Genomic DNA, 24,048 nt, shown 5'->3' on the forward strand with positions numbered 1-24,048 from the left:
TCATATGAGACTAGCACCGTGTTCGGCAGGGCGGGAGACGCTCGTTGTGCATAGGTCACATGTATGATCTAATGACGTGGTGGGCCGCGGAGCGCGGCTCGTCGTCAAAGTCGTCGACCAGACAAGGACCCGAAATGGCTTCACAGCAACGTCGCTTCCCCCGATTCGCCCGAACAATCGCCGTTGCGGTGGCTGCCGCTGCGCTCGTCGCCCTCTCCGGGTGCACGCCGTCCGGCGGCGGAAACAGCTCCGAGTTCGGATTCACCCCCGCCAAGCAGGTCAAGGACAGCCCAATAACCGTGTGGGTGGATGCATCCCGCGAACCGGCGATCAAAGCCTTCGAGGCGAAGTATCCTGACATCAAGCTCAATGTCCAGACGTACGACGGGAACGCCAGCGGCTCGAACAGCTTCCAGACCAAGATCTCGCTCTTCGACCAGGCCGGCTCAGGGTGGCCTGACGTCGTCTTCTCCACGCAGAACAACGACGCGTCGTGGGCCTCCAAGGAGAACAACGGCGTTCAGGCCTTCGCGGCCCCCCTGAACAAGGGGTGGTTCGATAAGGACTTCCTGGACGGCTTCGCGCCGGGAGCGCTCGACCCGCTCACCGTCAACGGAACCGTTTACGGTCTGCGCAACGATCTGGCCCAGTCGGTGTTCTGGTACAACAAGGCGCTGTTCGATCAGTTCGGTTACAAGATCCCGACGACGTGGGAGGAATATGAGCAGCTGAGCGACAAGCTCGCTGCCGAGCACCCGGGTTACATCCTCGGCTCGGTGGGTGACGCGTTCGTCGGAATGGACGTCTACTACTGGGGTGCACAGGCTCCCGTCTTCCAAGTCAAGGGCAACACTTTCAACAGCGACGTCTCGGCTAAGAACTCGACGAAGATGACTGAAATGCTCGACCACATGATTGCGAACGGCACTCTGACCAAGGACAGCGTGTTCAGCTCGGACTTCGTGCAGAAGTACAAGGGTAAGGCGCTCGGCATGCCGGGACCGGTCTGGTTCACCGGCGCCCTCTTCCAGAACCCCGACAGCCTCAACGTTCCCGCCGGTCAGATCGGCGCTGGCACGCCCCTGCACTGGCAGGGCGAGAAGATCGGAACCGGCAACGTGGGCGGCGGCACGTGGTTCGCATCCAGCCACACGAAGAACCTCAAAGCGGTCAAGACCCTGATGGAGTTCGTCACGAGTTCGGACGACTACCAGGTGAAGCTGGCAGGCGGCTACCCCGCCTACGCCGCCGCGGCTAAGAAGTGGATCGCGAAACAGGCCACTGGCGGATACTTCGTCGGAGACTTCCAGAACACGGTGGTGCAAGCCGCAGGCCAGGTCTGGAGCGGCTGGGGCTACCCGAGCTTCAGCGCCGAGACCGGGTACTCGAAGGTCGTCCTGCCCGCGATCGCTGCCGGTCACACGATCAAGTCGGTCGCGCCCCAGTGGGAGCAGGAGATGAAGAACGAGGCGCAGGTCCAGGGTTACACCGTCTCCAAGTAACGATCGTCCATCACTGAAAGAAGAAGCTCATCGCTACCTCTACTGTGAAGGCTCCCGCCGTCGACCAGCTGAATGGTCGGCGGCGGGAGCCGCGCACCAGACGCAAGAACCCGAACCGCGCACAGGCGCGAATGGGTTACACGTTCAGCGCAGGATACGGCATCCTGCTGCTCCTGTTCGGCCTGCTCCCTACGCTGTACGCCATCTTCCTGGCGTTCACCCGCCAAAACGGCTTCGTCGGCCTCGACAACTTCGTGAGGGTGTTCAACGACTACCGATTCTGGCCCGCCGTGCAGCACGTCGCGGTGTACCTGGTGATCTGGTTGATCTTCCAGACGATCTTCGTCGTCCTCCTCGCACTGATCGTCCACGCGTTCGGCGCTCGGTGGCTGTCGATGTCGACCCGGTTCGTGTACTACATCCCTGGCGCGCTGGCCGGCGCGTCCAGCGTGATTCTGTGGCTGTTCCTCCTCGACCCCACCGTCAGCCCGGCCGCCGGAATCCTGCACGCTCTCGGCCTGAACAGCTTCGTCCAGACCGTCTCGCTCGAGAATCTTCCGGTCATCTTCACGATCATCTCCTTCTGGACCGGCGCCGGGGGGTGGATCGTCATCATGTACGGAGCGCTCAACAACATCAGTCAGGAAGTGATGGAGGCGGCGCGCGTCGATGGCGCCGGTCCGGTGAAGACCGCCTGGTATATCCAACTGCCACTGCTGCGTAAATGGATCTCGTACATGGGCATCATGACGCTCGCGGCGGGAACGCAGCTTTTCGTCGAGCCCGCCATCCTCTCTCAAGCCAGCAAGGGCGTTGTGCCCGGCGACTATTCACTGAACCAGCTCGCCTACGTGTACGCGTTCCGGCAGAACGACTTCAACGGCTCTGCGGCGATCTCCCTCATCCTTCTCGTGGTCGCTGTCGGACTGGCCGCATACTTCGTCTTCCGTGGAGGCCTCTTTGAGCGCGAATAATGCCGTATTGACCCGCGATCGCCGAACGGCGAGGTCGCCGCGCGGCTGGCTCGGACGCGCTCTTGCGATCGTCGTTGCGCTAGTTTTCGTGGTGTTCTTTGTGTTGCCGTTGATCTGGCTTCTGCTGGCGCCCACGAAAACACCTTTGCAGCTGCTGACCCAGAACCCGTTCATGTTCGGGAGTATCGGCACGGTCGTCAAGAACTGGCAGAGCCTGTCCGCGTTCCAGGACGGCATCGTCTGGACTTGGTTGGGAAACGCCGCCTTCTACTCTGGAGCGGCGCTCGTCCTCACGCTCGTCGTCAGCATCCCGGTGGGCTACGCCCTTGCGCTGACGGACTTTCGCCTCCGTCGTACGCTCCTGGTCACGACGTTGGTTGTGATGCTCATTCCCAACACCGCCCTGGTGCTGCCGATCTTCCTCGAGCTGAGCGCCGTGCGGCTGATCGGCAACCCGCTGTCGGTCATCCTGCCGTTCTCATTCTTCCCGTTCGGGGTCTACCTCACCTACATCTACTTCTCCACCAGCATCTCCCGAGACCTTCTGGATGCCGCCCGCATCGACGGGGCCAGTGAGTTCCGGGTGTTCTGGCGAGTCGCAATGCCCCTGGCCACCCCGGTCATCGCCCTGGTCGGGTTCTTCAACTTCGTCGGCAACTGGAACAACTACTTCCTGCCCTTCGTGATGGTGCCCGGCACGAATGCGCCGATTCAGGTGGGACTCGCCGAGCTGATCTCCAACGTTCCACTGTTCAATCCCACCTCCGCCGGAACGGTGAACATCGAGGTGCCGACACTCGCCCTGGCGACGATCATCTCGGTGGCACCGGTGTTGATCATCTTCCTGTTCTCGCAGCGATTCCTTGTCTCCGGAATGACTGCCGGCGGAACGAAGGGCTGACGCGGATGCAACGCTATGCGATGGTGTGCCGCATGCGACCGGACAAGCGCGAGGAGTATCTCGCTCTGCATCGCGATGTCTGGCCGGGCGTGGAGGCCATGACCAGGCAGGGCAACATCAGGAACTTCTCGATCTACGCGATCGAAGATGTGCTCTTCGGCTACTACGAGTACATCGGCGAGGACTTTGACGCGGATCAGCGTCGGATGGCGGCCGATCCCGTGCTACAGGAGTGGTGGGCGCGCACTGCACCGTGCCAACTGCCGTTCACGGCGGACACGGACGTGCCGAACTGGCAGCCGCTCGAGGAAGCATGGCACCTCGACTGATCGCCCGGCGATCCGCTGGCTTCAGTCGAGGGAGCCTCGCTCGGCGCCCCGGCGTCCATAGACCCGATCGGCCGTGCCGCCCATCACATCGCGTCTCTCGCTTTCGCTCAGGGACGCGACTGTCGAGGCCAGCGCATCCCATGTGCGCTCATACCCTCCCGCCAGTTCCGAGATCGGCCAGTCGCTCCCCATCAGAAGGCGGGACGGGCCGAGGATCTCGATCGCCGTGTCGACGAACGGACGGATGTCCTTCACCTGCCAGCTGTCCAGTGGGCCATCGGCGGGGTAGAGACCCGAGAGCTTGGCGTGCACACGTGGGGAGCGCGCCGCGGCGAGCAACAAGCGTCGCCAGTCAGCGAACGACTCCCGGTCCCCGCCGATGGGCGGCTTGCCCAAGTGGTCGACGACGACGACGAGATCGGGATGCCGTGCCGTCAGTTCCGGCAGGTGGGCGAGCGCGTTGTGGTCGGCGGTCACGTAATCCAGCGGCACTCCCGCGTCGGCGATCGCTCGGACCCCTTTTTCGACAGCCGGACTCAGAATCCATCGGGTGTCCTGGCGTTCGTGGAGCAGACTCCGGATGCCGACCACAGGAGCATCCTGGTGCGCCCACTCGCTCAGGCGTCTGCGCGTGCCTTCGCCATCGTCGAGAGGCGTCCACGCGACGACCCCCGCAACATCGGGCTTCGCGCGGGCCGCCGAGAGCAGATGCGCCGTGTCCTCGTCATTGTCCGCCGCCTGCACGAGAATGACGGCGTCGATTCCGTGGCTCTGCCTCGCCCCAGCGGTCTCGTCGAGCTCGAAAGAGCGATAGAGGGGCCCCGCTTCCGGGCCGAGCCACGGATAGTGGGCTGCCGTGAGGTCCCAGATGTGGTGGTGGGCGTCGACGATGCGGTTCATGCGCGCAGAACCCCCTGGTCACGCAGCTCCTGCCACAACGCCGCCGGTATTTGCGCACGGTAGCGCTCGAGCGTGGAGGAGACCTGAGCGGCGCTGCGCATGCCGACGACGATCGACGCGACCTGCGGCTGCAGCAGAGGAAAGGCAATCGCGGCAGCGGGCAGCGTGACGCCGTGCAGATCGCACAGATCGGCGATCCGCCGTGCACGGGCGAGGGTCTGCTCGTCAGCCTCTCGATAATCGAAACGCCCACCATCGGCAGGTCGGTCCGTGCTGAGCAGACCGGAGTTGTAGACCGCCGCGGCGACGAGCGCGACGTCGCGCTCCTCCGCGAGTGGCAGCAGCTTGTCCGCCGCCGACTGGTCGAGAAGTGTGTATCTGCCGGCGACCATCATGACGTCGACGTCGCAGCGTCGGATGAATTCCGCCAGCATCGCCGCTTGGTTCATACCCGCTCCGATCGCGCCGATGACGCCCTGGTCGCGAAGCTCGATGAGCGCTGAGATCCCCGTCGTCGACGCGGCCTGCCAGTGATCGTCCGGGTCATGCAGGTACGCGATGTCGATGCGGTCGAGCCCCAGACGATCGAGGCTGTCCTCGATGGAGCGCAGGACACCGTCGCGCGAGAAGTCCCACACGCGCTTCGTCAGCGCTGGGACGAGGAAGCCGTCGTCGTCCAGGCTGTTCGCTCCCGCCGGATTGGGCTCGAGCAGGCGTCCGACCTTAGTGGAGAGCACATAAGTGTCACGGTCACGCGAACGAAGCGCGGCGCCGAGACGCCTCTCGGACAGACCCAGACCGTAGTGCGGCGCGGTGTCGAAATACCGGATACCGGCATCCCACGCGGCGTCTACAGCCGCGCGAGCGTCCTCGTCCGAGACAGCCCGACTAAAGTTGCCGAGCTGCGCGGCACCAAAGCCGACCTCTGTCAGGGAAAGGCCGCGGTCGATTCGTCGAGACTTCATGGATGCTCCTCTGGGGCTCGCCCGCTGCGTGATTCATTCCGCACTGGGCAGATTGAACATGTGATGTATGCTCTTTTTAGTTTAGGGCAAGGGAAGTCAAGGGCGATAATGAAGATCACTGGTTACCGATGCATCCGCACATACCGCGACTGGGGACGTCCTATCGGTGACGTGAACGGATACATCGACAGCGGGCTCACCGAAGTGCCTATCGTGATTCTGGAGACGGACGCAGGCATCACCGGAATCGGTACCGGCTCGAATCAGGACATCGACCGGCTGTTCCCGGCACTCGAAGGGGAAGATCCGCGCGCGGTCACGGCTCTGTACGATCGAATGCTGGCACGCGTTTTCAAGGCGGGGCACGCGGGCGCGACCTTCGGGGGGATCGGCGCGCTGGACATGGCGCTGTGGGATCTGAAGGCCAAGATCGCCGGGGAACCGCTCTGGCGGGTACTGGGCGGCAGGGACAGGTTTGTCAGCGGGTACGCCTCGGGGCTCGACATCGCCTTGGACGACGAGAAGCTCGCCGCCTTCTACAAGACCATGGCCGAGTTGGGGTTCACCAGCGCCAAACTCAAAGGCGGCCGCGATCTCGACGCCGACCGGCGCCGGCTGCAGATCATCGGAGATGAACTCCGATCGAACACGCGTCACCCCGCTCTCATGCTCGACGCAAACGAGTCCTGGAACCTCAAGCAGGCGGTGCGATATGTGACGGCGCTCGAAAACGGCACGGATCTGACCTGGGTCGAGGAGCCGCTGCGACGGTGGGATGCTCCGGGTCACGCACGGTTGTCCAATGCGGTCAGAGCTGCGGTCGCCACGGGCGAGAACTTGACAGGACTTGAGCAGTTCCGCCCCTTGCTGGATGCCGGCGGTGTCGACATCGTGCAGGTTGGCTGCGTCTGGGGGGTCACGCACTTCCTTCGGGTTGCGCACCTCGCTCATGCTCATGACCTTCCGATCAGCCCCGTGGGGCTGACCTCCAATCAGGCGGTCGCGCATGCCGCAACCGCGGTCCCGAACCACCTGGTGACCGAGGTGCAGGATCTGGGCTCGCCGTTTGGGATGACGATCGATCAGGAGATCGTGGACGGGGGAATCGTGCTGGGCGATGCGCCGGGTCACGGGGTGAGTATCGACGAGGAGGGGATCGTGGCGAGCCAACGGGATGCGAGCTGGCTCGTTCCAGCGGGGCCTCACGTGCGTCCGAATCGGGCGGGGCTGCGCCTCGTCGCGGAGGACGATCGCGCGGAACGCGCATGATGCGGTCCGAAGCGCCGGTAGGTTGAGCGCGTGATGACCGGGGACACCCCGCAAGCGGAGCCCGCGTCGTCCCGGACACCCACTGCCCACCTCGGCGTGGCAGTCGTCAACGACCTGTTGACCGCGATCGTGAGCGGCGAGGTTCCGCCTGGAGACACGCTGCCTTCTCAGGAGCGTCTCGCGAAGCAGTTCGGTGTGAGCCGAACGGTAATCCGCGAGTCGGTCAAGCGGATCGAGGACAAGGGCCTAATCACCCTGGAGTCCGGTCGAGGCACGACGGTCCAGCCACCCGCCTCGTGGAACATCCTCCACCCGGCCGTGCTTTCTCTCATGCTGGAGAACGACGATTCGCTCCGCGTGCTCGATGACATTGCGGTGATCCGAGGCGCGCTCGAGGGGGCCAAGTCGACTTCCACTTCCTCGTCATGACTCTCTCGGGCAACCACCTGGCGACCAATATCACGAGGATCCTTTTCGAGCATGCACGGCAGACGGTACGGTTCTCTGCCAATCAGGCGGCAGAGGCCCACGAGCTGACGCTCTCGGAGCACCGGCGGGTGTACGACGCGATCGAGGCCGGAGACGCCGCGGCCGCGCAGTCGGCCATGAAGGCTCACATCATCGACTCCTGGCGGCGCCGTCGGCTGCCGACCAGGCGCGGCGCCCATCCCGCGGCCCCCTGAGCCGGATCCTTCCGCGACACGTGCCGGTTAACTTCGGTGACCCCTCGTTGCACTGGGAGCCGCCGACAACCGGTTCCGTCGCACGCCAGAGCCGCTGCTTCGCAGGGCGCAGCGCGAACGCCGACGCGTCGGCGGCTCGAGGGCGACGGGTGCGCTGCTCGGACTGCTGCTTAACTGTCACGTCAGCCGAAGACTCTTGCGCATACGTCACACGTATGATTTCCTAGGGTCCTGGGGCAAAGCAGCCCTCCTCAACATCACGGAAGCGAATAGCCATGACATTGATGTCACAAACGCGGAAAGTCTCTGCTCGAAGGAACGGCTGGTGGCGAGCGGCTGCCGGATTTGCCGGCGCTGCAGCCCTGGTCGTGAGCGGCCTGGGCGCAACGGTCGCCCAAGCGGCACCACCGGAAAAAGACAGCGTGTTCTACGCGTCGCCCGACGGTCGCGACGTAGGGGAGTGCCAGGTGCAGCTCCCGTGCTCGATCGAGCACGTCCAGGACGTCGTGCGACACACCGCCGCGAAGGGGAAGGGCGATGTCACCGTCGTGCTCGCCGACGGCACCTACCGCATCGACCACCCGCTCGCGTTCCGTGCGGAGGACAGCGGCCAGAACGGGTACACCGTACGCTGGACGGCTGCTGCGGGTGCGCACCCCACGATCTCGGGAGCGACCCAACTCTCAGGCTGGCAGCAGTACGACAAGGCCGCGAACATCTACGTCACGAACACGCCGGTCGGTCTCGACACCCGGCAGCTCTACGTCAACGGCGTCGACGCTCCGCGGGCATCGACCAGCGTGGCGCTGAGTGACCTGACGCTCACCCCGACGGGGATCACGATCAACAACCCGGCACTCGCCTACCTGGCGAACCTGCCGCAGCAGAACCGGATCGAGTTCGAGTCGCTCGGCGACTTCACCGACCGCTACTCTCCGGTGCAGAGCATCGCGGGCAACACGATCACGATGGCCCAGCCCGCCTGGGACAACAACACGTGGGGCTGGGACACGGCGCAGTACTCGCTGCTCGCCAAGCCGCATTGGTACCTGGACAACTCGCTCAGCTTCCTGGACCAGGCGGGGGAGTGGTACATCGACCCCGACGCGGGGAAGCTCTACTACAAGCCCGCAGACGGCGTTAACCCGCAGGACCTCGACATCGAGCTCCCCCGGGTGCAGGCCCTTGTCAGCGTCGGCGGCACCTATGACGCTCCCGTCTCCCACCTCGAGTTCAGCGGTCTGACGTTCACTGGGACCTCCTGGCTCGGCCCGTCCTCGGCCGACGGTTACGCCAGCCAGCAGAACGGGGGCTACCTCAAGGGCACGTACGATTACCGCCCAGCCGACGCCTTCACCAGCTGCAGCCGCGGCTGCGAGCAGTACGAACGGACGCGCAACACCTGGTTCCAGGAGCCTTCCGCCGTACAGGTGTCCGCCGCCGACCACATCACGTTCGAGGGGAACACCTTCCGGAACCTCGGGTCGTCGGGTCTCGGCATCGGCAACGATGACAACGCGACGCTCACCGGAATCGGGCTGGGCGCCAGCAACATCGACGTGACCGGCAACGTGTTCACTCAGGTCGGTGGCCACGCCCTGTTCGTGGGCGGGATCCGTGCGAACGCGCACCATCCCAGCGACCCCCGGATGACGAACCAGGACATCCTCATCGACAACAACACCATCAGCCACGTCGCCGTGGAGTACAAGGACAACTCGGGCATTCTCAGCACCTACGTGACTCGGGCGCAGATCGTCCACAACGAGGTCGAGAACCTCGCCTATGCGATCGACACCGGCTACGGCTGGGGGATCAACGACGCGGGTGGCTCGCAGACGTACCTCAACCGCGGGTACTACAAGTACAACCCGCTCTACCAGACGCCCACGACGCTGAAGGACAACCTGGTCGCGGGTAACCTCGTGCACGACATCAAGGCCTCCTTCGCCGACTCGGGCAACATCTACAACCTGTCGGCGAGCCCGGGGACGGTGATCGAGAACAACTACATGTACAACGTCTCCGGCGTCGGCATCTATCTGGATGAGGGTAGCCGCTACATCCTCTCCCAGCACAACGTCCTGAGCGGCCTGAACACGTGGGTGTTCACCAACGCGTACGACGCGGGTAACGGCACGAACGACAACACGCTGAAGGAGAACTGGTACAACTCCGGCGGTGCCCAGATGCCGAACGCCGCTCAGCGCAATAACCAGTTGATCAACAACGTGAAGGTCAGCGGGAGCAACTGGCCCGACGCTGCGTTGCAGGTCATCTGCGCGGCGGGCGTCGACCCCAAGTACCGCACGGATCTCAACGTCAACTTCGGCGGCGACCCGCGGTGCCCGGCGGATGTGACAAAGTGACCCTCGCGGCCGGCGACACCAAGACGCTCGCGTTCACCGCGAGCTGACGCTCCACCACGACCGAGGTGCCCCCGCGACGTCCAGGCGCGGGGGCACCTCAGCGTCGCCCGCTTCACCCACCCCTCCGAATTAGGACCTCATTGCCTTGACAGACATCGACAACCGCGTGCTCTTCGGTGCCGCGTACTACCACGAGTACCAGCCCTCCCCTCGGCTCGGCCAGGACCTGGATCTCATGCAGGAAGCCGGGTTCACCGTGATCCGGGTGGGGGAGTCCACCTGGTCCACCTGGGAGCCAGAGGATGGAGTGTTCGACCTCGACTGGCTGCAGCCAGTACTGGACGGTGCCCGTTCCCGAGGGATCTCCGTCGTGCTGGGTACACCCACCTACGCCGTACCCCCGTGGTTGACGCGCAAATACCCCGAGATCGCCGGAGAGCGACGCACGGGAGAGCGCATCGGGTGGGGGGCCCGTCAAGAAGTGGATCTGACGCACGCCGCCTACCGCTTCCACGCCGAGCGCGTGATCCGTGCCGTCGTCGGGCGTTACCACGATCATCCTGCAGTGATCGGGTTCCAGGTTGACAACGAACCCGGTCTCGAGTTGCTGTACAACGAGGGTGTGTTCCAGGCCTTCGTCGACGACCTGCGCCGCACCTACGGCGACGTGGAGACCCTGAACCGGGAGTGGGGGCTGGTCTACTGGTCGCATCGGCTCACTACCTGGGCGGATCTCTGGCGACCGGACAACAACGCCCAGCCCCAGTACGATCTCGCCTGGCGGAAGTTCCAGGCCCGGTTGGTCACCGAGTTCATCGGCTGGCAGGCGGAGATCGTCCGGGAGATCGCCGGCGGCGAGAAGTTCGTGACCACCTGCATCGCATACGACAGGCCAGGAGTGCAGGACCCCGAGCTGACGGCAGCGCTGGATGTCACCGCGGGCAATCCGTACTACTCGATGCAGGAGGGTCTCGCTCTCTCCTCCACCGAACATCCCACGCCCGGCTGGACTACGAGCGGGACCTGGGCGATCTTCCACAGCGCGGACCGGATGTACTCCTCGAAGCAGGCGCGGTTCCTGGTCACTGAGACGAATGCCGGGGCGATCGGTGGACCGGCCATGAACGCGCCCGCGTTCGATGGCCAGTGGCGGCAGGCGGCCTGGGCGATGATCGCGCGGGGCGCTCGAATGATCGAGTATTGGCACTGGCACACATTGCACTTCGGTCACGAGACGTTCTGGGTCGGAATCCTCCCGCACGACCAGCGGCCCGGGCGCGTATACGAGCAGTTGGCCGCGCTGGGTGCAGAGATCAAGTCTGCCGAGGGTCACCTGAGCGGACTGGTGCCAGATGCCACCGTGGGTTTGTTGTGGTCCAACGAGTCGATGTGGGGCCTCGAAGGTCAGCCAGCACTCGCCCGGGACGACGGCTCCGAGGACCCCGGCAGCTACCAGCGAATAGTGAACGCCTTCTATCGGGGAGCGTTCGAGGCCGGTGCGCCGGTGCGAATCGTCCACGACGTCCAGCTGGTCGAACGGGGCGATGGCACGCGGCTCCGCGAACCGGCCGATGTCGCGGCCGAGCTGCCCGTCCTGCTGGCGCCGGCGCTCTACGTGGCCAGCGACGCGCTGCTCGACTGGTTGCGCGACTACGCTGAGGCTGGCGGACACCTGGTGCTCGGACCGCGCACCGGATATGCAGACACCGAAGCCCGAGCGCGCACGGACGTCAAGCCGGCGCGACTCGCCGGGATCGCCGGTGTCGGATACCAGGAGTTCAGCAACCTGGCGACCCCGGTGCGCGTGACGGGCTCGGACGGCGCACTGGACCTGTCCGACGCCTCCGCCGGCACAGCGTGGGTCGACTACTTGCACGTCTCGGACGACTCGGTCCAGATCCTGGCCCGGTATCAGCATCCGGCGTTCGGCCCGTACCCGGCGATCACTACCGCTGAGGCAGGGCTGGGGCGCGTCACCGTCGTCGGTACCGTGCCCAATGCCGAACTGGCGCGTGCGCTGATGTCGTGGGCAGTGCCGGCCGACAGGGATGCTTGGAACTCTCTGACGACCGGTTCGCTCACGGCGACCTCAGCGACAACGGCCGCGGGGCGTCGGCTGCGAGTGCTGCACAACTGGTCGTGGGAGGCCCGCTCGATACAGTTGCCGACCGGTGTCACGGATCTCCTCTCCTCCGAGCCGCTGGAGGCCGATGCGCGGATCGAACTGGGGCCATGGGACGTCCGCGTCCTTCTAGAGTAGAAGCGAGAGGCGCGCGACACAGGGAGTCCGGTAACCGGCCGCGCGAACAGCTCGCCTTTCGACGGCGTCGGCACCCGGCGGGCGTATCGGCGCGCGAGCGCCGCAGGCCGAAACCGGGCCACCACCCGAATGTGGTGACGACGTGTCCCGTGCTCGCTTCGGGCCTGCCTCGAGCGCGGCGGATCTCGGCGGCGCAACCGCCGAGAATCTACTCGGTCGGTTGAACTGCCGCCGCCCCGGCTCGCGTACGAGGCGCGTGGTCGGGAAGGCGGCGCCGCTCCCACGAGGTGTGGATGTGGTCGTGCATGGCCTTCTCAGCGCCGGTCACGTCGCCGCGCGCGATCGCGTCGACGATGTCGGCGTGCTCCTGCAGCGTGCGCGAGACCGCATCCGGGGGATTGATGCCCTGGTACCGGCTCGATTCGACGGCGCGCTTGTAGAGGTGCTTGGCGATGTTCTCGGCGAGCCGGTTCATCGAGATCTCCATGAGGGCGAAGTGGAAGACGACGTCGGCCTGCCGGAAGGAATCGGTCTCGGACTCGCTCTCGCGCATCGCGGTGAGTGCATTCTCCAAACGTCGCAGCTCCTCGGGGGAGTGCCGAGCGGCCACGGAGCCGGCCATCGCGGCTTCCAGGCTGGCCCGCACCACGGTCAGCTGGTCGAGCACACCGAGGCTCTGGTCGTTATCGATGAGAGCCGACAGCACCACGGGGTCGAGCATGTTCCAGTATCCGGGAGCGCGCACCTGGGTGCCTCGTCCTTGCGATACGGTCACGAGGCCCTTCTCCTCCAGGCGCTTCACCGATTCCCGCAGCACGGTGCGGCTCACCCCGAATCGTTCGCTGAGCGGGCCCTCCGGCGGAAGGAGAGCCCCTTCTTCGAGCTGCCCGGTGACGATGAGTTCCACCAACTCGGCGACGACCGCGACACCGAGGCGCTCAGCCGGGAGTCGCGAAGGAATGAGCTGCGACGCGGGCGACGGTTCAAGCACCATACATATGACCTTACCGTCGGGTCTATCTCTCGTACAGTCGGATCGATGGGGTGGTCGATGCCAAGCCGGCACGCGGCGGCGACGCTAGCACTAGTGGCCGTCCGACTCCTGCGGGGTGTGGGCGGCAATCGGCAGTACCAAGATTCCCGCTTCGCACGGAAGCCGGGGGTGGTCGGCCGCCCTAATGATTGGGCGTCATGCCTCACGGTCGACCTTTCCTAGCGCGCTGCTCGAGGAACTGCACGGTCACATCTCTAGACTGAGAGGCCGCGGAGCGGGCGCCGCCGTTTCGCTCGGCGCCCTCGGAGTGGTGACGCAGGTCACCCTCGACATCCGCCCGACCTTCGACGTCCGGCAGCGGCTCTTCGGCGGCGTTCCATGGGACGTCGTGCTCGACGACTTCGATGCCGTCACCTCCGCCGCCTACAGCGTCTCGCTCTTCACGACCTGGGACGAGGACGCGGTCGCCCTCGCCTGGCTGAAGGAGCCCGACGGCGCAGACACGCCTATCGGCGGCGACTTCTTCGGCGCCCCGGCACTCACCGAGCCCCGGCACATGATTCCAGCGATGGATGCCCGCGACACTACGCAACAGCTGGGCGTCGTCGGTCCATGGAGCGAGCGGCTTGCCCATTTTCGGTTCGAATTCGCACCCTCCGACGGCGAAGAGATCCAGTCCGAGTATCTCGTGCCGCGGGCGCACGCGGTGGATGCCATCCGTGCAGTGCGCGAGCTCGCCCCAGTAATCGCCCCCGTGCTTCAGATCAGCGAGATCCGCACGGTCGCGGCAGACGACCTCTGGCTGTCGAGCGCATACGGAGCCGACGTGGTCGGCCTCCACTTCACATGGCTGCGCGACCAAGCCGGGGTGGAGGCGGTGCTGCCGGCCCTAGAGGCTGCGCTGCTGCCGCTCGGCGCCCGACCGCACTGGGGCAAGCTGTACCTCGACCGAGACACGGTCGTCCCAGACCTCTACCCACGACTCGACGACTTTCGTACCCTCACCGAGCGCCTCGACCCCGAGGGCGTCTTCCGCAATCCCTTCCTCACCCGGCTCCTCGGCGCCCTCTGACCGAACGTCCCGCTGTCCGCGCGAGCGCGTCAGTCGTCCAGGCGCGTCACGGAGGCGCCCGGAATGAGGTGCGCGTCGAGGTATTCGATCGTCGGGGCGGGGCGCTCGTCCGGCGACTCGATGTGGTCGGCGATCAGGCGCGCCGCGTGCTTGGCGATCTTGCGAGTCGGCTGCACGATGACCGTCAGCTTCGGCACGAGCGCCTGGGCGAGCTCCCGACTGTCGAACCCGACGACCGAGATGTCCCGTCCGATGCGCAGCCCGGAATCGTTGACGGCCGTGACTGCGCCCAGGGTGAGCTCGTAGTTCGTGGCGAAGAGCGCGGTGGGCCGCGGCCACAGGGCCAGGAGCTCCTGGGCGGCGCGGTAGCCCGCTTCGATCGTCAGCGGCACCAGACGCTCCAGCGACGGGTCCACCTGAACCCCCTCGGAAGCCAGTGCCCGCTCGAACCCCTCGGTGCGCAGGCGCATCGAGGAGATCACCGGTTCGCCGCCGACGAGCCCGATACGGCGATGGCCGTGGTCGACGAGGTGCCGGCCGCCGAGCGCTCCGGCCGCCGCATTGTCGATGAAGACACCGTCCGCGGCGACGTCATCGATGTACCAGTCGACCATCACGACCGGAACGCGCGCGGCCGCTGCACGCAGTGCGGGCACATCGTGCGGCGGGGTGACCGCGACGATGCCATCCACCATCCGGTCCATCAGAAGGTTGACGGGATCTTCGCTCGGGTCGGGGCTGGCGGCCACGATGACGCTGATCCCACGCGGGCGGAGAGCTTCCTCGACGCCGGCGATGATCGTCAGGTGGAAGTCGTTGTCGAGCGCGGGCAGCAGCACCCCGACCGTCCGGGATCGGCGGGAGCGCAGCGTCCGGGCGAACTGGTTGGGCCGGAAGTCGAGCTCGCGTGCCGCCGCCTCGATGGCTTCTCGATTGGCCTCGAGAACGTTTCGCCCGTTGTAGTACTTGGAGATCGTTGCGAGCGAGAGTCCCGTTGCCCGCTGGATGTCCTTGTATGTCGTCACATCCCCGTCTTTCCTAGTGTTGCCGCCCACAAGCTCCACGGTCGCCGATGCCTGAGCGTAGCGTTCGCTCAGCATAATCCAGCGTCAGCGCGGCGTGAATCGTTTCGGCCGAGAGAGACGATGTCGACCCGGCGGCGTCTCAGCCGAATCGGACGGGCGGGATGCCGTCGCCCAGACGGCCGGCTTGGCGGAGCCACTCCACCGACTCCGCCAGGGCAGCGAGCGAGGAGTACGCCGGTGCATAGCCCAGCAGTCGCCTCCCCTTCTCGATGCTCATCGCGTGGCTGCGGGCGACATGCTGGAAGGCGGAATCGCGGTGCTCCTCGGGAAGGGAGGCGCTGAACTCGTTGAACGGTACGAAGCGCAGCCTCGCTTCCGCCCCGAACCACCGAGCCGCCTCCTCTGCGAAGCCGCGCAGCGTCAGTGCGCGCTCGGAGACGGCGTGGAACGCCTCCCCGTTCGCCTCGTCCGGTTGTTCGAGGCAGAGTCGGATCAGCTGTGCGACGTCGTCGGCGTGCACGTGGTGCACGGTCTCGAGCCCGAATCCCGGCAGCAGGAGCTCACGCCCGTTCGCCAGGGTCCGCCACACCTCGAGGTCGGTGGTGCCCTGCGGGGTGATGATGGGCCAGCCGGGACCGGAGATGTGGCCGGGGTGCACGATCGCCACCGGAAGGCCGTCCTGGCGTCGGGACTCGGCCAGCAGCAGACGTTCGATCGCCTCCTTCTGGGTGCCGTACTCACCCCAGGGCTGTTTGACGGCGTCCTCGGGAGCCGGAACCTCGGTGAGGGTTCCGTGCGTCCAGATCGTGCCGACGTGCACCAGCTGACGCGCCCGTCCGCGGAGGGAATCGGCGAGCTGCCGGGCGGACTCCGGGGTGAAGCAGATCATGTCCACCACCACGTCCGGTTCGAGCTCGGCGACGCGCGAGCCGAAGATGCCGACGGCATCCTCCGCCTCGCGGTCGGCGATCACGCGTTCGACCCTCTCCCAGGCCGGGTCCTCGCGATATGGCGCCGAGTTTCCGCGCGTGATCGCGACCACGTCGTGCCCATCCTGGATGAGGCGCGGCACGAGATAGCCGCCGATGTGGCCTGTTGCTCCGATGACGACGATGCGCATGTGTGCTCTCTTTCCGGTAGGCGCCGCGGAGGCGCGGAGGTCGCTTCGCTCAGTGGAAGGCGGCAGCGCCGTTGACCGCGACCACTGTTCCCGACGCGAAGCCGCCTGCCTCCGACGCGAGGTACATCGTCGCCGCGGCGACATCGGCGGGTGTGCCGGCTCGGCGAAGTGGCGTGGCGGCTATGGTGGCACGCTGGTCGGCTTTCGGGGTGAAGCGCTCATGGAACGGCGTCTCGAGGATGAGGCCAGGGGCTACAGCGGAGACGGCGATCCCCCGTGGCCCCAGTTCCTTCGCTAGAGCGCGGGTGAGGCCCTCGACGCCGGCCTTGGCCGCAGCGTAGGCCGAAGCTCCCTGGCCGCCTCCGTTGTGCGCCGCCAGAGACGAGATGTTCACGATGCGGCCGCCCTCGGCCATCGCGGGCAGGGCCGCGCGGATGACGTAGAAGACGCTGGAGAGATTGAGTTCGATCACGTGGTGCCAGTGCTCGTCGTCCGCGTCCTCCAGGGGACGACGTGCGACGAGGCCGCCGGCGTTGTTGACGAGCACGTCGATCCTGCCCCCGAGCGCCTCGCCTATCCGCGCCACGGCCGCTTTCACCTGAGCGCTGTCGGTGACATCCATCCGCTCGGCGACGACCCGCCCGGCCACGTGCTCGGGCACGGGCGAGGCGTTGGTCGTGATCGCCACGCGGTCGCGCGCGTCCAGGAACGCCTCGGCGATGCCCAGGCCGATTCCGGTCGCGCCTCCGGTGATCAGGACGTTTCGTGCGGTGGAGGGTGCGGTCATGGAGATATCCGTCTCGGTCGGTCGGTACAGGGGAGGTCGACGCCGATCAGCGCGCGGAAGGCCGCACGACGATGTCGCTGACGGTCGCCCGGGCGGGCAATCGGATGACGGCGAGGCACAGATCGGCGAGGTCCTCCGGGCGGAGCGCCCCCGCCAGTTCGTCGGGCGTCGGCGCGGTGGGGCGGTGGCGGACGAAGTCGGTGTCGATGAGCCCGGGTGAGATCGTCGTGACCCGGACGCCGTCGGCACCGGCTTCCAGCGCGGTGGCGCGCGCAAGCGCCGCGAGACCGGCCTTACTGGCCTGGTAGGCGGCTCCCGACATGTCGGGGACGAGAGCGGCGACGGAGGAGATGTGGATGAGCAGGCCGCCGCCGTCCGCGCGGAACCCGGGAAGTACCGCCTGCGTGAGGAGGAAGGCGGAGTCGAGGTTGCTCTCCAGCACCGACCGCCAGCCGGCGATCTCGAGCTGGTCCAGGCGGCGGCCCTTGAGGTTGACGCCGACGGCGTTGACGACGACGTCGATGCCGCCCGCGTCGTGCCGCAGAGATGACACGGCGTCGTTGAGCTGGGGCGCCGAGGTCGTGTCGGCGACCGCGACGTGCGCGGTCTCGCCGACAGCGGCAACGTCTGCTCGCACCTCCTCGAGACGGCTCCGGTCGCGCCCGAGCAGCAGGACGGTCGCGCCGTCCGCCGCCGCAGCACGGGCGACGGCGCGGCCGACACCGCCGGCTGCTCCCGCGACGAGCACTCGGGCTCCGGATGCGGTCATGCGATTCTCCGTTCGCTGGAGGCCCGCACCACGAGGGTCGGCGGGAAGACGAGTGACGGACCTGTCTCGCGGTCGCCGCTTCCGCCGGCCGTCAGCCGGACGACGGCCTCGGCCATCTCGCGCAGCGGCTGATGGATCGTCGTCAGGGCGGGCGATACGAGCTTGCCGATCGGGATGTCGTCGAAGCCCACCACGGCGAATTCGGCGATATCGCGGCCGGCATCCCGGATGGCGGCGGATGCACTGAGGGCGAACATATCGTTGACGGCGACCAGGGCCGTCGGCGGCTGGTCGAGCGCCAGCAGGGCGTGCACCGCGTCCCGTGCGAGCGGGCTGCTGTCCGCGTCCCCGAAGTCGGGCGAGCGGGGGACGAGGGCGTCGTCGAAGGGGATGCCGCTCTCGTCGAGCGCCCGGCGGTAGCCGGCGAAGCGCCGCTGGCGGCTGATCGTGCGCATCGCACCGGAGACGAAGGAGATGCGGGTGTGACCTCGCCCGAGGAGGTGCTGCGTCGCCATCCATGCGCCGGCTTCGTTGTCGATGCTGACGTTCAGAAGCTCGGGCGGGTCCGTCTGCTGATGTTCGCGGTCGAACGCGATGATCTGCACGCCCGCGTCCATGGCGGGGCGCAGGTGTTCGAGCGACGGGAGCGAGGTGGAGAGCACGATGTGCTCGATGCCGTCGGCCCAGAGCTGCTCGACGTAGGCGCGCTCGCGCTCGGGATCGCGCTCGCTGTTGCAGAGGTATATCTGCCGTCCGTGCGCGTGGAACGCCGCTTCGAGATGGGCGGCCCACGATCCCCAGAACGGGTTGGCCACGGAGGGGACGATGAGACCCAGGGTGGGGTTGGGGGCGCCGCGGAGCTGCTGTGCCACACGGCTCGGCCGGTAGGAGAGCGACTCCATCGCCTCGAGCACGCGTCGGCGCGTCTCCGGCTGCATGAGGTGCTCGCGCGCATTGAGCAGGTTCGAGACCGTGGAGGGTGAGACTCCGGCGGCCTGGGCGACATCCCTGATCGTTGCGATCGCTCTCACCTGACTTCCTGTTGACGTGATTTGGAATCACTGTATCGTTGCACAAACCACTGTATCGTTGCACAAAATTCCCCCCGACGTCCCGACAAAGGAGTTCGCCATGCCCCATGATGATCCGAAGACGACGTGGAGTGTCTTCACCAAACCGTGGCGCGAGCCGCAGGTCGGAGCTCTCGGTGAGCTGGTCGCGGGGATGGGATTCGACGCCGTCGAGCTTCCGGTGCGCCCCGGCTACCAGGTCACCCCGGACGAGGTGTCGACAGCTCTGCCCGCCGCGGCGCGCGAGCTTGCGCGTTCAGGTGTGAGGGTCGCGAGCATCGCCTCCGGAACGGATGACGCGACCTTCGCCGCCTGCGCGGATGCGCGCGTGCCGTTCATCCGGATCATGGTGCCGATCGGGGTGAACGGCTACGCCGCGACCGGTACGGAGATCCGCCGTGTGCTCGCCGGTCTCTCCGAGCGCGCCGAACGCTACGGGGTCCGCGTTGCCGTCCAGCCGCACTACGACGACTACATCGCCGACTCCTCGGAGCTCTTCGCTCTGCTCCAGGATGTCGACCCCCGCCACGTCGCGGCGATCTGGGACTCGGCTCACGACGCCCTCGCGAGGAAGCGGCCCGAGCACGGGTTGGAACTGCTCTGGCCCTGGCTCGGCATCGTCAATCTCAAGAGCGCCTACTACGAGCGGATCGACGAACCGGCGTCCGCGTTCGGGGACCCGGTCTGGGAGCCGGTGTTCACCGACGCCCGCAGCGGCATGGCGGAGTGGGGTCGCGCGCTCGCCTACCTCGCGGAGCGCGGGTTCGCCGGGCCGATCTGCCTCACCGCCGAGTACACCGACGAGAGCGACCTCGTGGCGAAGGTGACGCGCGATCTCGAATACGCGCAGAGTCTGCGGGCCGCGGCCGGCGCCGGAGTGGCCCGATGACCGCCGGCGGCACCCGGCCGGTGCGCGTTGCCGTCATCGGCGCCGGCCAGATGGCGAACCTCGTCCACTACCCGTCGTTGTCGTCGCTGCCCGACGTGGAGATCGTGGGTATCTGCGACCTCTCACCGGAGCGCCTCCGGGCGACCGGCGAGCGCTGGGGCATCTCCGCTCTGTTCGACGACTGGTCGGCGATGCTCGACGAGACGCGCCCGGATGCCGTCTATGTCATCGGTCCCCCCGAACTCATGTTCGGCATCTGGTGTGACTGCCTGACTCGCGGGCTCGACCTCTTCGTCGAGAAGCCGCTGGGCCTGACCGTCCACCAGGCGAGAACGCTCGCCCGTCTCGCCGACGAGAACAACTGCATCACCCAGGTCGGCTTCCAGCGGCGTTCGTCCGCGCTCCTGGAGCGCATGGTCGGGCGGGTCCGCGAGCGGGGCGAGGTCGTCCATGCCGTGTGCCGGTTCTACAAGAACGATCCGACCCCGATGGTGTCGGCACGCGACAGGATGATGGACGACGGCGTCCATGTGATCGACACCCTCCGGCACCTCTGCGGCGGCGAGGTCGTCGCCGTCTCGGATGTGACGCGCAGGGTCATCGTCGACGAGATCAACTTCGTCGCGGCGACGCTCGAGTTCGACACGGGCGCCGTCGGGGTGATGATCACGAACTGGACGAGCGGCCGCAGGACGTTCGGCGTGGAGGTGCACGGGCCGGGGATCATGGCGGAAGGCGACCTCGAGGTCGGGGCCACCATCTGGGACGCGGAGGGGCGGGAGGAGCTCGATGCCGGCGAGGTGGCGGGCTCGCCGGACCTCCATGTCCGCGGAGGCTTCCTCGCCAAGAGCGCCGAATTCATCGAGGCGGTGCGTTCGCGCCGTCTTCCCTCGTCGCACTTCGGCGATGCGCTGAAGACGATGACCGTCGCCGAGACCATCCTGGCGCACGATCTGCTGAAACCGAGCGAACGAAACGTTTAGTGACCGGTGTTATCTATTGACTTCGCATTCCTGGTGCTCTTACCATCACTGAAGTCGTAACGTTTCGCTCTCATACTCAAGGAGGAGTTCATGAAGTCACGGTTGAAAAGCCCGAGGCGACGGGGACGCGTCGGCGTCGCCGTCGCGGTCGCGAGCGTTCTGGCCCTCGCTCTCGCCGCCTGTTCCGGCGGCGGCGGTGGAACGTCGGGCCTCGACGGCAAGACGCTGAAGATGTACACGTGGATCGGCGGCAAGGCCGACAAGCAGCAGTGGAGCGACTACATCGCCGGAGGCAAGCACGCCGACCCAGACATGGCAGTGAGCTTCTCCGGCCCGCCGATCGGTGACTACTACACCAAGCTGCCCACCGTGATGCGGAGCAGCAGCGCGCCGTGCCTGGTCACGTTCCAGAACGGCCGGGTGGGCCAGTACGTGCAGGGGCTGGAGCCGTTGGACGACCTGGCGAAGAAGAACAAGGTCGACTTGTCGGCGTACAGCTCGGCGATGCTCGAGCAGCTCAGCGTCGACGGCAAGCTCTACTCCATCCCGTTCAATGCCGGTCCGACCGTTGTCCTCTACAACAAGAAGATGTTCAAGGACGCCGGGGTGGCTGAGCCCACCAACAACTGGACGACCGACGACTTCATCGCTGCAGCGAAGGCGACCACGCGGAACGGCGTGTACGGCTTCGCGATCCCGCAGGGCTCGAACCCCATCAGCACCCTCATGGCGGCTGATGGCCACCCCTGGGCAGACGAGAAGGGCCCGAAGCTCGACGACCCGAACTTCCGCGACGCGCTGCAACTGCTCGTCGACCTGTCGAACAAGTACAAGGTGGCGAAGCCGCTCGAGGCGGCCGCGGGCGGCACTTTCCCGGACATCGACGCGTTCAACACCGGTCAGTCGGCCATGGAGATGCAGGGACTGTGGGATCTGCAGCACGCCCAGCAGAGTCTCGGCAAGGACAACGTCGGCATCGCGGTCATTCCGAGCAAGAGCGGCACTTCGAAGGGGTTCATCGGCGGTTCGGGCTTCGGCATCACGAAGACGTGCGGTGACAAGCAGAAGGCGTTCAAGGCCATCGAGGCGATGACGAGCAAGAGCGGGCTGGACTTCGTAACGAAGTCGCAGGCTTCCGTCCCGGCACGGCTCGACTCGCTCGATGCCTGGTCCAAGAACGTCGGGTCGCCGGAATTCACCGCGGTCATCAAGCAGATGACCGGTGACGCGACTCCGTCGCCTGTTCCTTCGAACCAGGCTCAGATCGACACCCTTCTGACGCAGTACGAGGTGAATGCGTTCTCGGGCAAGAACACGGTCGCCGAAGTGCTGCAGCAGGTGAAGGCCGGCCTCGGGCAATGACGTTCGTGCGTCTGGACCGTGCGGAGGAAGAGGTCTCCGAGGGGTCCGTCGCCCAACCGGAGCGTCCGAGGGGCCGGCTTCGTCGCCGGCTCCTCGGGGGCCCCCGCTGGGTGGGGTGGGTCTTCGTGCTCCCCGGGCTCATCGGCCTGGCAGTATTCATCGTCATTCCGCAGGTCGCCTCGCTGATCTTGGGTTTCTCGGATTCGACCCTGCTGGGAGGCACCCAGTTCACCGGCACGGAGAACTACGTCCGGCTGCTGAGCGACCCGCAGTTCCTCAACAGCGTCCTGGTGACCGCGATCTTCGTGCTCATCTACGTCCCGGCCAACATCGCGATCTCGATGGCGATGGCGCTGTGGCTGAAGACGCGCATCGCGGGCCGCAACTGGCTCCGCGTGATCTTCCTGATCCCGGCGCTGTCACCGATGGTGGCGAACGCCGCGGTCTTCCGGTTGCTGTTCCAGAAGGACGGCGCCGTGAACCAGGCGCTGGCGGGGATCGGACTGGCCCCGATCCCGTGGCTTAGCGACGGGAATTGGGCGCTGGCCGTCGTGATCGGCGTCTCGCTCTGGCAGTCCTTCGGGTACAACATGATCGTGCTCGGCGCTGGTATCGATTCGATCAGCCCCGACGTCATCGCTGCATCGCGGATCGACGGGGCGGGCCGGTTCCGTCGCTTCTTCTCGATCACGCTGCCGCTGGTCAGCCCTGCCCTGTTCTTCACCACCGTGCTCACCGTGATCGGCGCCTGGCAGACCTTCGCCCAGGCTTACGTGATCACCGGCGGGGGCCCGGGCAACAGCACGATGACGATCATGCTGTACCTCTACCAGACCGCCTTCACGAACAACCAGCTGGGCTATGCGTCGGCCATCGCGACCGTCCTGTTCGTGATCATCGCGGTCTTCACGCTGTTCCAACTCTGGGGACAGAGGAAGTGGGTCCACTATGACTGAGAACCGGCTCCCGGCCCCCGGCTCGCGCTGGCGCCGTCGCGGGAGGACCATCGGGTTCGCGGCGAACACCACGGCGGCGTGGCTGTTCGCGCTGGTGTTCTCGTTCCCGTTGATCTGGACGTTCTTCACCGCGCTGAAGCCGGCGAACGAGGTGTTCGCGGCGCAGATCACCTTCATCGGCTCGAAGGTGCTCTGGTCCAACTTCGTGGACGCCTGGACCGAGGTCGACTTCGGGCGGCTGATGATCAACAGCCTGGTCGTCGCGGCCATCTCGACGGTGCTCACCCTGATCGTGGCGACACTCACGGCGTTCGCGTTCGCGCGGCTGCGCTTCCCCGGACGCAGCGCGATCTTCCTCCTGTTCGTCATCACGCTGACGCTGCCGAGCGAGGTCGCCGTCGTCCCCCTGTTCCTCGGTTTCGACCAGGCCGGACTGGCCGACACCTGGGTGGCTCTCATCCTGCCGGGTCTGTTCGGGGCCTTCGGCGCGTTCCTGCTCCGGCAGTTCATGCTGCAGATCCCCGCGGAGCTGGAGGAGGCCGCCCGTCTCGACGGCGCATCCACCTGGCGCATCCTGATCAGCGTCATCGTGCCGCTCGTGCGGCCGGCGCTCTCGGTTCTGGCGATCTTCGCCTTCCTGGGCAGCTGGAACAGCTTCCTCTGGCCGTTGATCATCCTCAACAGCGCGGAGAAGTGGACCATCCCGATCGGGATCGCCGGATTCACGACCCAGACCGGCACGCAATGGCAGCTGCTCATGGCCGCGTGCGTGATGACGATCGCCCCCGTGGTGCTCGTCGTCGCGTTCGCACAGAGACAACTGGTGGCCGCGATCGGCGCGGGCGCCTTCGGCGGCCGTTGAGCCGCGA

23 protein-coding genes are annotated in these 24,048 nt (G+C 66.4%); 15 read left to right on the top strand and 8 right to left on the bottom strand.

The features are described 5' to 3' along the window. Window positions 1-188 precede the first annotated feature (188 nt). From J2W45_RS15895 to J2W45_RS15910, 4 genes are all read left to right on the top strand, one after another. Entirely contained in the window at window positions 189-1,502 is a 1,314-nt protein-coding gene (locus J2W45_RS15895; RefSeq protein WP_310133776.1) for an ABC transporter substrate-binding protein, read from the top strand. Between the two features lie 131 nt (window positions 1,503-1,633). After that, a complete protein-coding gene (locus J2W45_RS15900) occupies window positions 1,634-2,476 on the top strand; it encodes a carbohydrate ABC transporter permease (protein ID WP_310133779.1) in 843 nt (280 codons plus the stop codon). 7 nt (window positions 2,477-2,483) lie between these two features. After that, complete coding sequence (locus tag J2W45_RS15905; protein WP_310133782.1) at window positions 2,484-3,377, top strand: carbohydrate ABC transporter permease; 894 nt, start codon at window positions 2,484-2,486, stop codon at window positions 3,375-3,377. 20 nt (window positions 3,378-3,397) lie between these two features. Then, window positions 3,398-3,706, top strand: a complete 309-nt coding sequence (locus J2W45_RS15910) for an L-rhamnose mutarotase (protein ID WP_310135073.1) — start codon at window positions 3,398-3,400, stop codon at window positions 3,704-3,706. A gap of 21 nt (window positions 3,707-3,727) precedes the next feature. On the opposite strand, the gene J2W45_RS15915 is transcribed toward J2W45_RS15910, so the two are convergent. Together J2W45_RS15915 and J2W45_RS15920 are read right to left on the bottom strand one after the other, a co-directional pair. Then, a complete protein-coding gene (locus J2W45_RS15915; protein ID WP_310133785.1) occupies window positions 3,728-4,606 on the bottom strand; it encodes an amidohydrolase family protein in 879 nt (292 codons plus the stop codon). Continuing rightward, complete coding sequence (locus J2W45_RS15920) at window positions 4,603-5,571, bottom strand: aldo/keto reductase (RefSeq protein ID WP_310133786.1); 969 nt, start codon at window positions 5,569-5,571, stop codon at window positions 4,603-4,605. The genes J2W45_RS15915 and J2W45_RS15920 overlap by 4 nt, the downstream gene beginning before the upstream one ends. 171 nt (window positions 5,572-5,742) lie before the next feature. On the opposite strand from J2W45_RS15920, the gene J2W45_RS15925 reads away from it, so the two are divergent. The 5 genes from J2W45_RS15925 to J2W45_RS15945 all read left to right on the top strand — a co-directional run bounded on the left by J2W45_RS15925 (window position 5,743) and on the right by J2W45_RS15945 (window position 12,152). Beyond that, a complete protein-coding gene (locus J2W45_RS15925; protein ID WP_310133789.1) occupies window positions 5,743-6,840 on the top strand; it encodes a mandelate racemase/muconate lactonizing enzyme family protein in 1,098 nt (365 codons plus the stop codon). 33 nt (window positions 6,841-6,873) lie between these two features. After that, a complete protein-coding gene (locus J2W45_RS15930; RefSeq protein WP_310133793.1) occupies window positions 6,874-7,269 on the top strand; it encodes a FadR/GntR family transcriptional regulator in 396 nt (131 codons plus the stop codon). Further along, window positions 7,266-7,523: an FCD domain-containing protein gene (locus J2W45_RS15935; protein ID WP_310133796.1), complete on the top strand. Its 258-nt coding sequence runs from the start codon at window positions 7,266-7,268 to the stop codon at window positions 7,521-7,523. Before J2W45_RS15930 ends, J2W45_RS15935 begins: the two co-directional genes overlap by 4 nt. Before the next feature lie 422 nt (window positions 7,524-7,945). After that, window positions 7,946-9,892 (top strand): right-handed parallel beta-helix repeat-containing protein, encoded by a 1,947-nt coding sequence (locus J2W45_RS15940; RefSeq protein ID WP_310133798.1) that lies wholly within the window; start codon window positions 7,946-7,948, stop codon window positions 9,890-9,892. A 145-nt stretch (window positions 9,893-10,037) separates the two neighbouring features. Further along, window positions 10,038-12,152: a beta-galactosidase gene (locus tag J2W45_RS15945; protein WP_310133799.1), complete on the top strand. Its 2,115-nt coding sequence runs from the start codon at window positions 10,038-10,040 to the stop codon at window positions 12,150-12,152. A 208-nt stretch (window positions 12,153-12,360) separates the two neighbouring features. Here the strand turns inward: J2W45_RS15945 and J2W45_RS15950 are convergent, their stop codons facing one another. Next, window positions 12,361-13,146 carry a FadR/GntR family transcriptional regulator gene (locus J2W45_RS15950; protein ID WP_310133800.1) on the bottom strand — a complete coding sequence of 262 codons (786 nt, stop codon included), beginning with the start codon at window positions 13,144-13,146 and terminating at the stop codon, window positions 12,361-12,363. A 310-nt stretch (window positions 13,147-13,456) separates the two neighbouring features. Between J2W45_RS15950 and J2W45_RS15955 the strand changes: the two genes are divergently transcribed. Then, window positions 13,457-14,218 (top strand): D-arabinono-1,4-lactone oxidase, encoded by a 762-nt coding sequence (locus J2W45_RS15955; protein WP_310133802.1) that lies wholly within the window; start codon window positions 13,457-13,459, stop codon window positions 14,216-14,218. Window positions 14,219-14,247: 29 nt separating this feature from the next. Here the strand turns inward: J2W45_RS15955 and J2W45_RS15960 are convergent, their stop codons facing one another. The 5 genes from J2W45_RS15960 to J2W45_RS15980 form a co-directional block, all read right to left on the bottom strand. Then, entirely contained in the window at window positions 14,248-15,243 is a 996-nt protein-coding gene (locus J2W45_RS15960) for a LacI family DNA-binding transcriptional regulator (protein ID WP_310133804.1), read from the bottom strand. A gap of 139 nt (window positions 15,244-15,382) precedes the next feature. Continuing rightward, window positions 15,383-16,363 (bottom strand): NAD-dependent epimerase/dehydratase family protein, encoded by a 981-nt coding sequence (locus J2W45_RS15965; RefSeq protein WP_310133806.1) that lies wholly within the window; start codon window positions 16,361-16,363, stop codon window positions 15,383-15,385. Between the two features lie 49 nt (window positions 16,364-16,412). Next, on the bottom strand, window positions 16,413-17,150 hold the full coding sequence (locus J2W45_RS15970; protein WP_310133807.1) for an SDR family NAD(P)-dependent oxidoreductase: 738 nt from the start codon (window positions 17,148-17,150) through the stop codon (window positions 16,413-16,415). Window positions 17,151-17,196: 46 nt separating this feature from the next. Then, window positions 17,197-17,919, bottom strand: a complete 723-nt coding sequence (locus J2W45_RS15975; protein WP_310133809.1) for an SDR family oxidoreductase — start codon at window positions 17,917-17,919, stop codon at window positions 17,197-17,199. Then, window positions 17,916-18,950: a LacI family DNA-binding transcriptional regulator gene (locus tag J2W45_RS15980; protein ID WP_310133810.1), complete on the bottom strand. Its 1,035-nt coding sequence runs from the start codon at window positions 18,948-18,950 to the stop codon at window positions 17,916-17,918. Before J2W45_RS15980 ends, J2W45_RS15975 begins: the two co-directional genes overlap by 4 nt. Window positions 18,951-19,050: 100 nt before the next feature. On the opposite strand from J2W45_RS15980, the gene J2W45_RS15985 reads away from it, so the two are divergent. From J2W45_RS15985 to J2W45_RS16005, 5 genes are all read left to right on the top strand, one after another. Beyond that, window positions 19,051-19,878 (top strand): sugar phosphate isomerase/epimerase family protein, encoded by an 828-nt coding sequence (locus J2W45_RS15985; RefSeq protein ID WP_310133812.1) that lies wholly within the window; start codon window positions 19,051-19,053, stop codon window positions 19,876-19,878. Further along, the gene (locus J2W45_RS15990) at window positions 19,875-20,861 is read left to right on the top strand and encodes a Gfo/Idh/MocA family protein (RefSeq protein ID WP_310133813.1); all 987 of its coding nucleotides are present in this window, start codon (window positions 19,875-19,877) and stop codon (window positions 20,859-20,861) included. Before J2W45_RS15985 ends, J2W45_RS15990 begins: the two co-directional genes overlap by 4 nt. A gap of 90 nt (window positions 20,862-20,951) precedes the next feature. Beyond that, the gene (locus J2W45_RS15995; RefSeq protein WP_310133815.1) at window positions 20,952-22,223 is read left to right on the top strand and encodes an extracellular solute-binding protein; all 1,272 of its coding nucleotides are present in this window, start codon (window positions 20,952-20,954) and stop codon (window positions 22,221-22,223) included. After that, complete coding sequence (locus J2W45_RS16000) at window positions 22,220-23,179, top strand: carbohydrate ABC transporter permease (RefSeq protein ID WP_310133817.1); 960 nt, start codon at window positions 22,220-22,222, stop codon at window positions 23,177-23,179. The genes J2W45_RS15995 and J2W45_RS16000 overlap by 4 nt, the downstream gene beginning before the upstream one ends. Next, on the top strand, window positions 23,172-24,041 hold the full coding sequence (locus J2W45_RS16005) for a carbohydrate ABC transporter permease (RefSeq protein WP_310133824.1): 870 nt from the start codon (window positions 23,172-23,174) through the stop codon (window positions 24,039-24,041). The genes J2W45_RS16000 and J2W45_RS16005 overlap by 8 nt, the downstream gene beginning before the upstream one ends. The last annotated feature ends 7 nt before the right edge of the window (window positions 24,042-24,048 follow it).

Origin of the sequence: Leifsonia shinshuensis, assembly GCF_031456835.1 — a bacterium.
In the GTDB taxonomy this organism is placed as follows: domain Bacteria; phylum Actinomycetota; class Actinomycetes; order Actinomycetales; family Microbacteriaceae; genus Leifsonia; species Leifsonia shinshuensis_C.

Coding starts and splice junctions, on each gene's coding strand:
- J2W45_RS15900 (WP_310133779.1), top strand. CDS start 1,634: ATGGGTTACACGTTCAGCGCAGGATACGGCATCCTGCTGCTCCTGTTC.
- J2W45_RS15910 (WP_310135073.1), top strand. CDS start 3,398: ATGGTGTGCCGCATGCGACCGGACAAGCGCGAGGAGTATCTCGCTCTG.
- J2W45_RS15915 (WP_310133785.1), bottom strand. CDS start 4,606: ATGAACCGCATCGTCGACGCCCACCACCACATCTGGGACCTCACGGCA.
- J2W45_RS15920 (WP_310133786.1), bottom strand. CDS start 5,571: ATGAAGTCTCGACGAATCGACCGCGGCCTTTCCCTGACAGAGGTCGGC.
- J2W45_RS15930 (WP_310133793.1), top strand. CDS start 6,874: ATGACCGGGGACACCCCGCAAGCGGAGCCCGCGTCGTCCCGGACACCC.
- J2W45_RS15935 (WP_310133796.1), top strand. CDS start 7,266: ATGACTCTCTCGGGCAACCACCTGGCGACCAATATCACGAGGATCCTT.
- J2W45_RS15950 (WP_310133800.1), bottom strand. CDS start 13,146: ATGGTGCTTGAACCGTCGCCCGCGTCGCAGCTCATTCCTTCGCGACTC.
- J2W45_RS15965 (WP_310133806.1), bottom strand. CDS start 16,363: ATGCGCATCGTCGTCATCGGAGCAACAGGCCACATCGGCGGCTATCTC.
- J2W45_RS15970 (WP_310133807.1), bottom strand. CDS start 17,150: ATGACCGCACCCTCCACCGCACGAAACGTCCTGATCACCGGAGGCGCG.
- J2W45_RS15975 (WP_310133809.1), bottom strand. CDS start 17,919: ATGACCGCATCCGGAGCCCGAGTGCTCGTCGCGGGAGCAGCCGGCGGT.
- J2W45_RS15985 (WP_310133812.1), top strand. CDS start 19,051: ATGCCCCATGATGATCCGAAGACGACGTGGAGTGTCTTCACCAAACCG.
- J2W45_RS15990 (WP_310133813.1), top strand. CDS start 19,875: ATGACCGCCGGCGGCACCCGGCCGGTGCGCGTTGCCGTCATCGGCGCC.
- J2W45_RS15995 (WP_310133815.1), top strand. CDS start 20,952: ATGAAGTCACGGTTGAAAAGCCCGAGGCGACGGGGACGCGTCGGCGTC.
- J2W45_RS16000 (WP_310133817.1), top strand. CDS start 22,220: ATGACGTTCGTGCGTCTGGACCGTGCGGAGGAAGAGGTCTCCGAGGGG.
- J2W45_RS16005 (WP_310133824.1), top strand. CDS start 23,172: ATGACTGAGAACCGGCTCCCGGCCCCCGGCTCGCGCTGGCGCCGTCGC.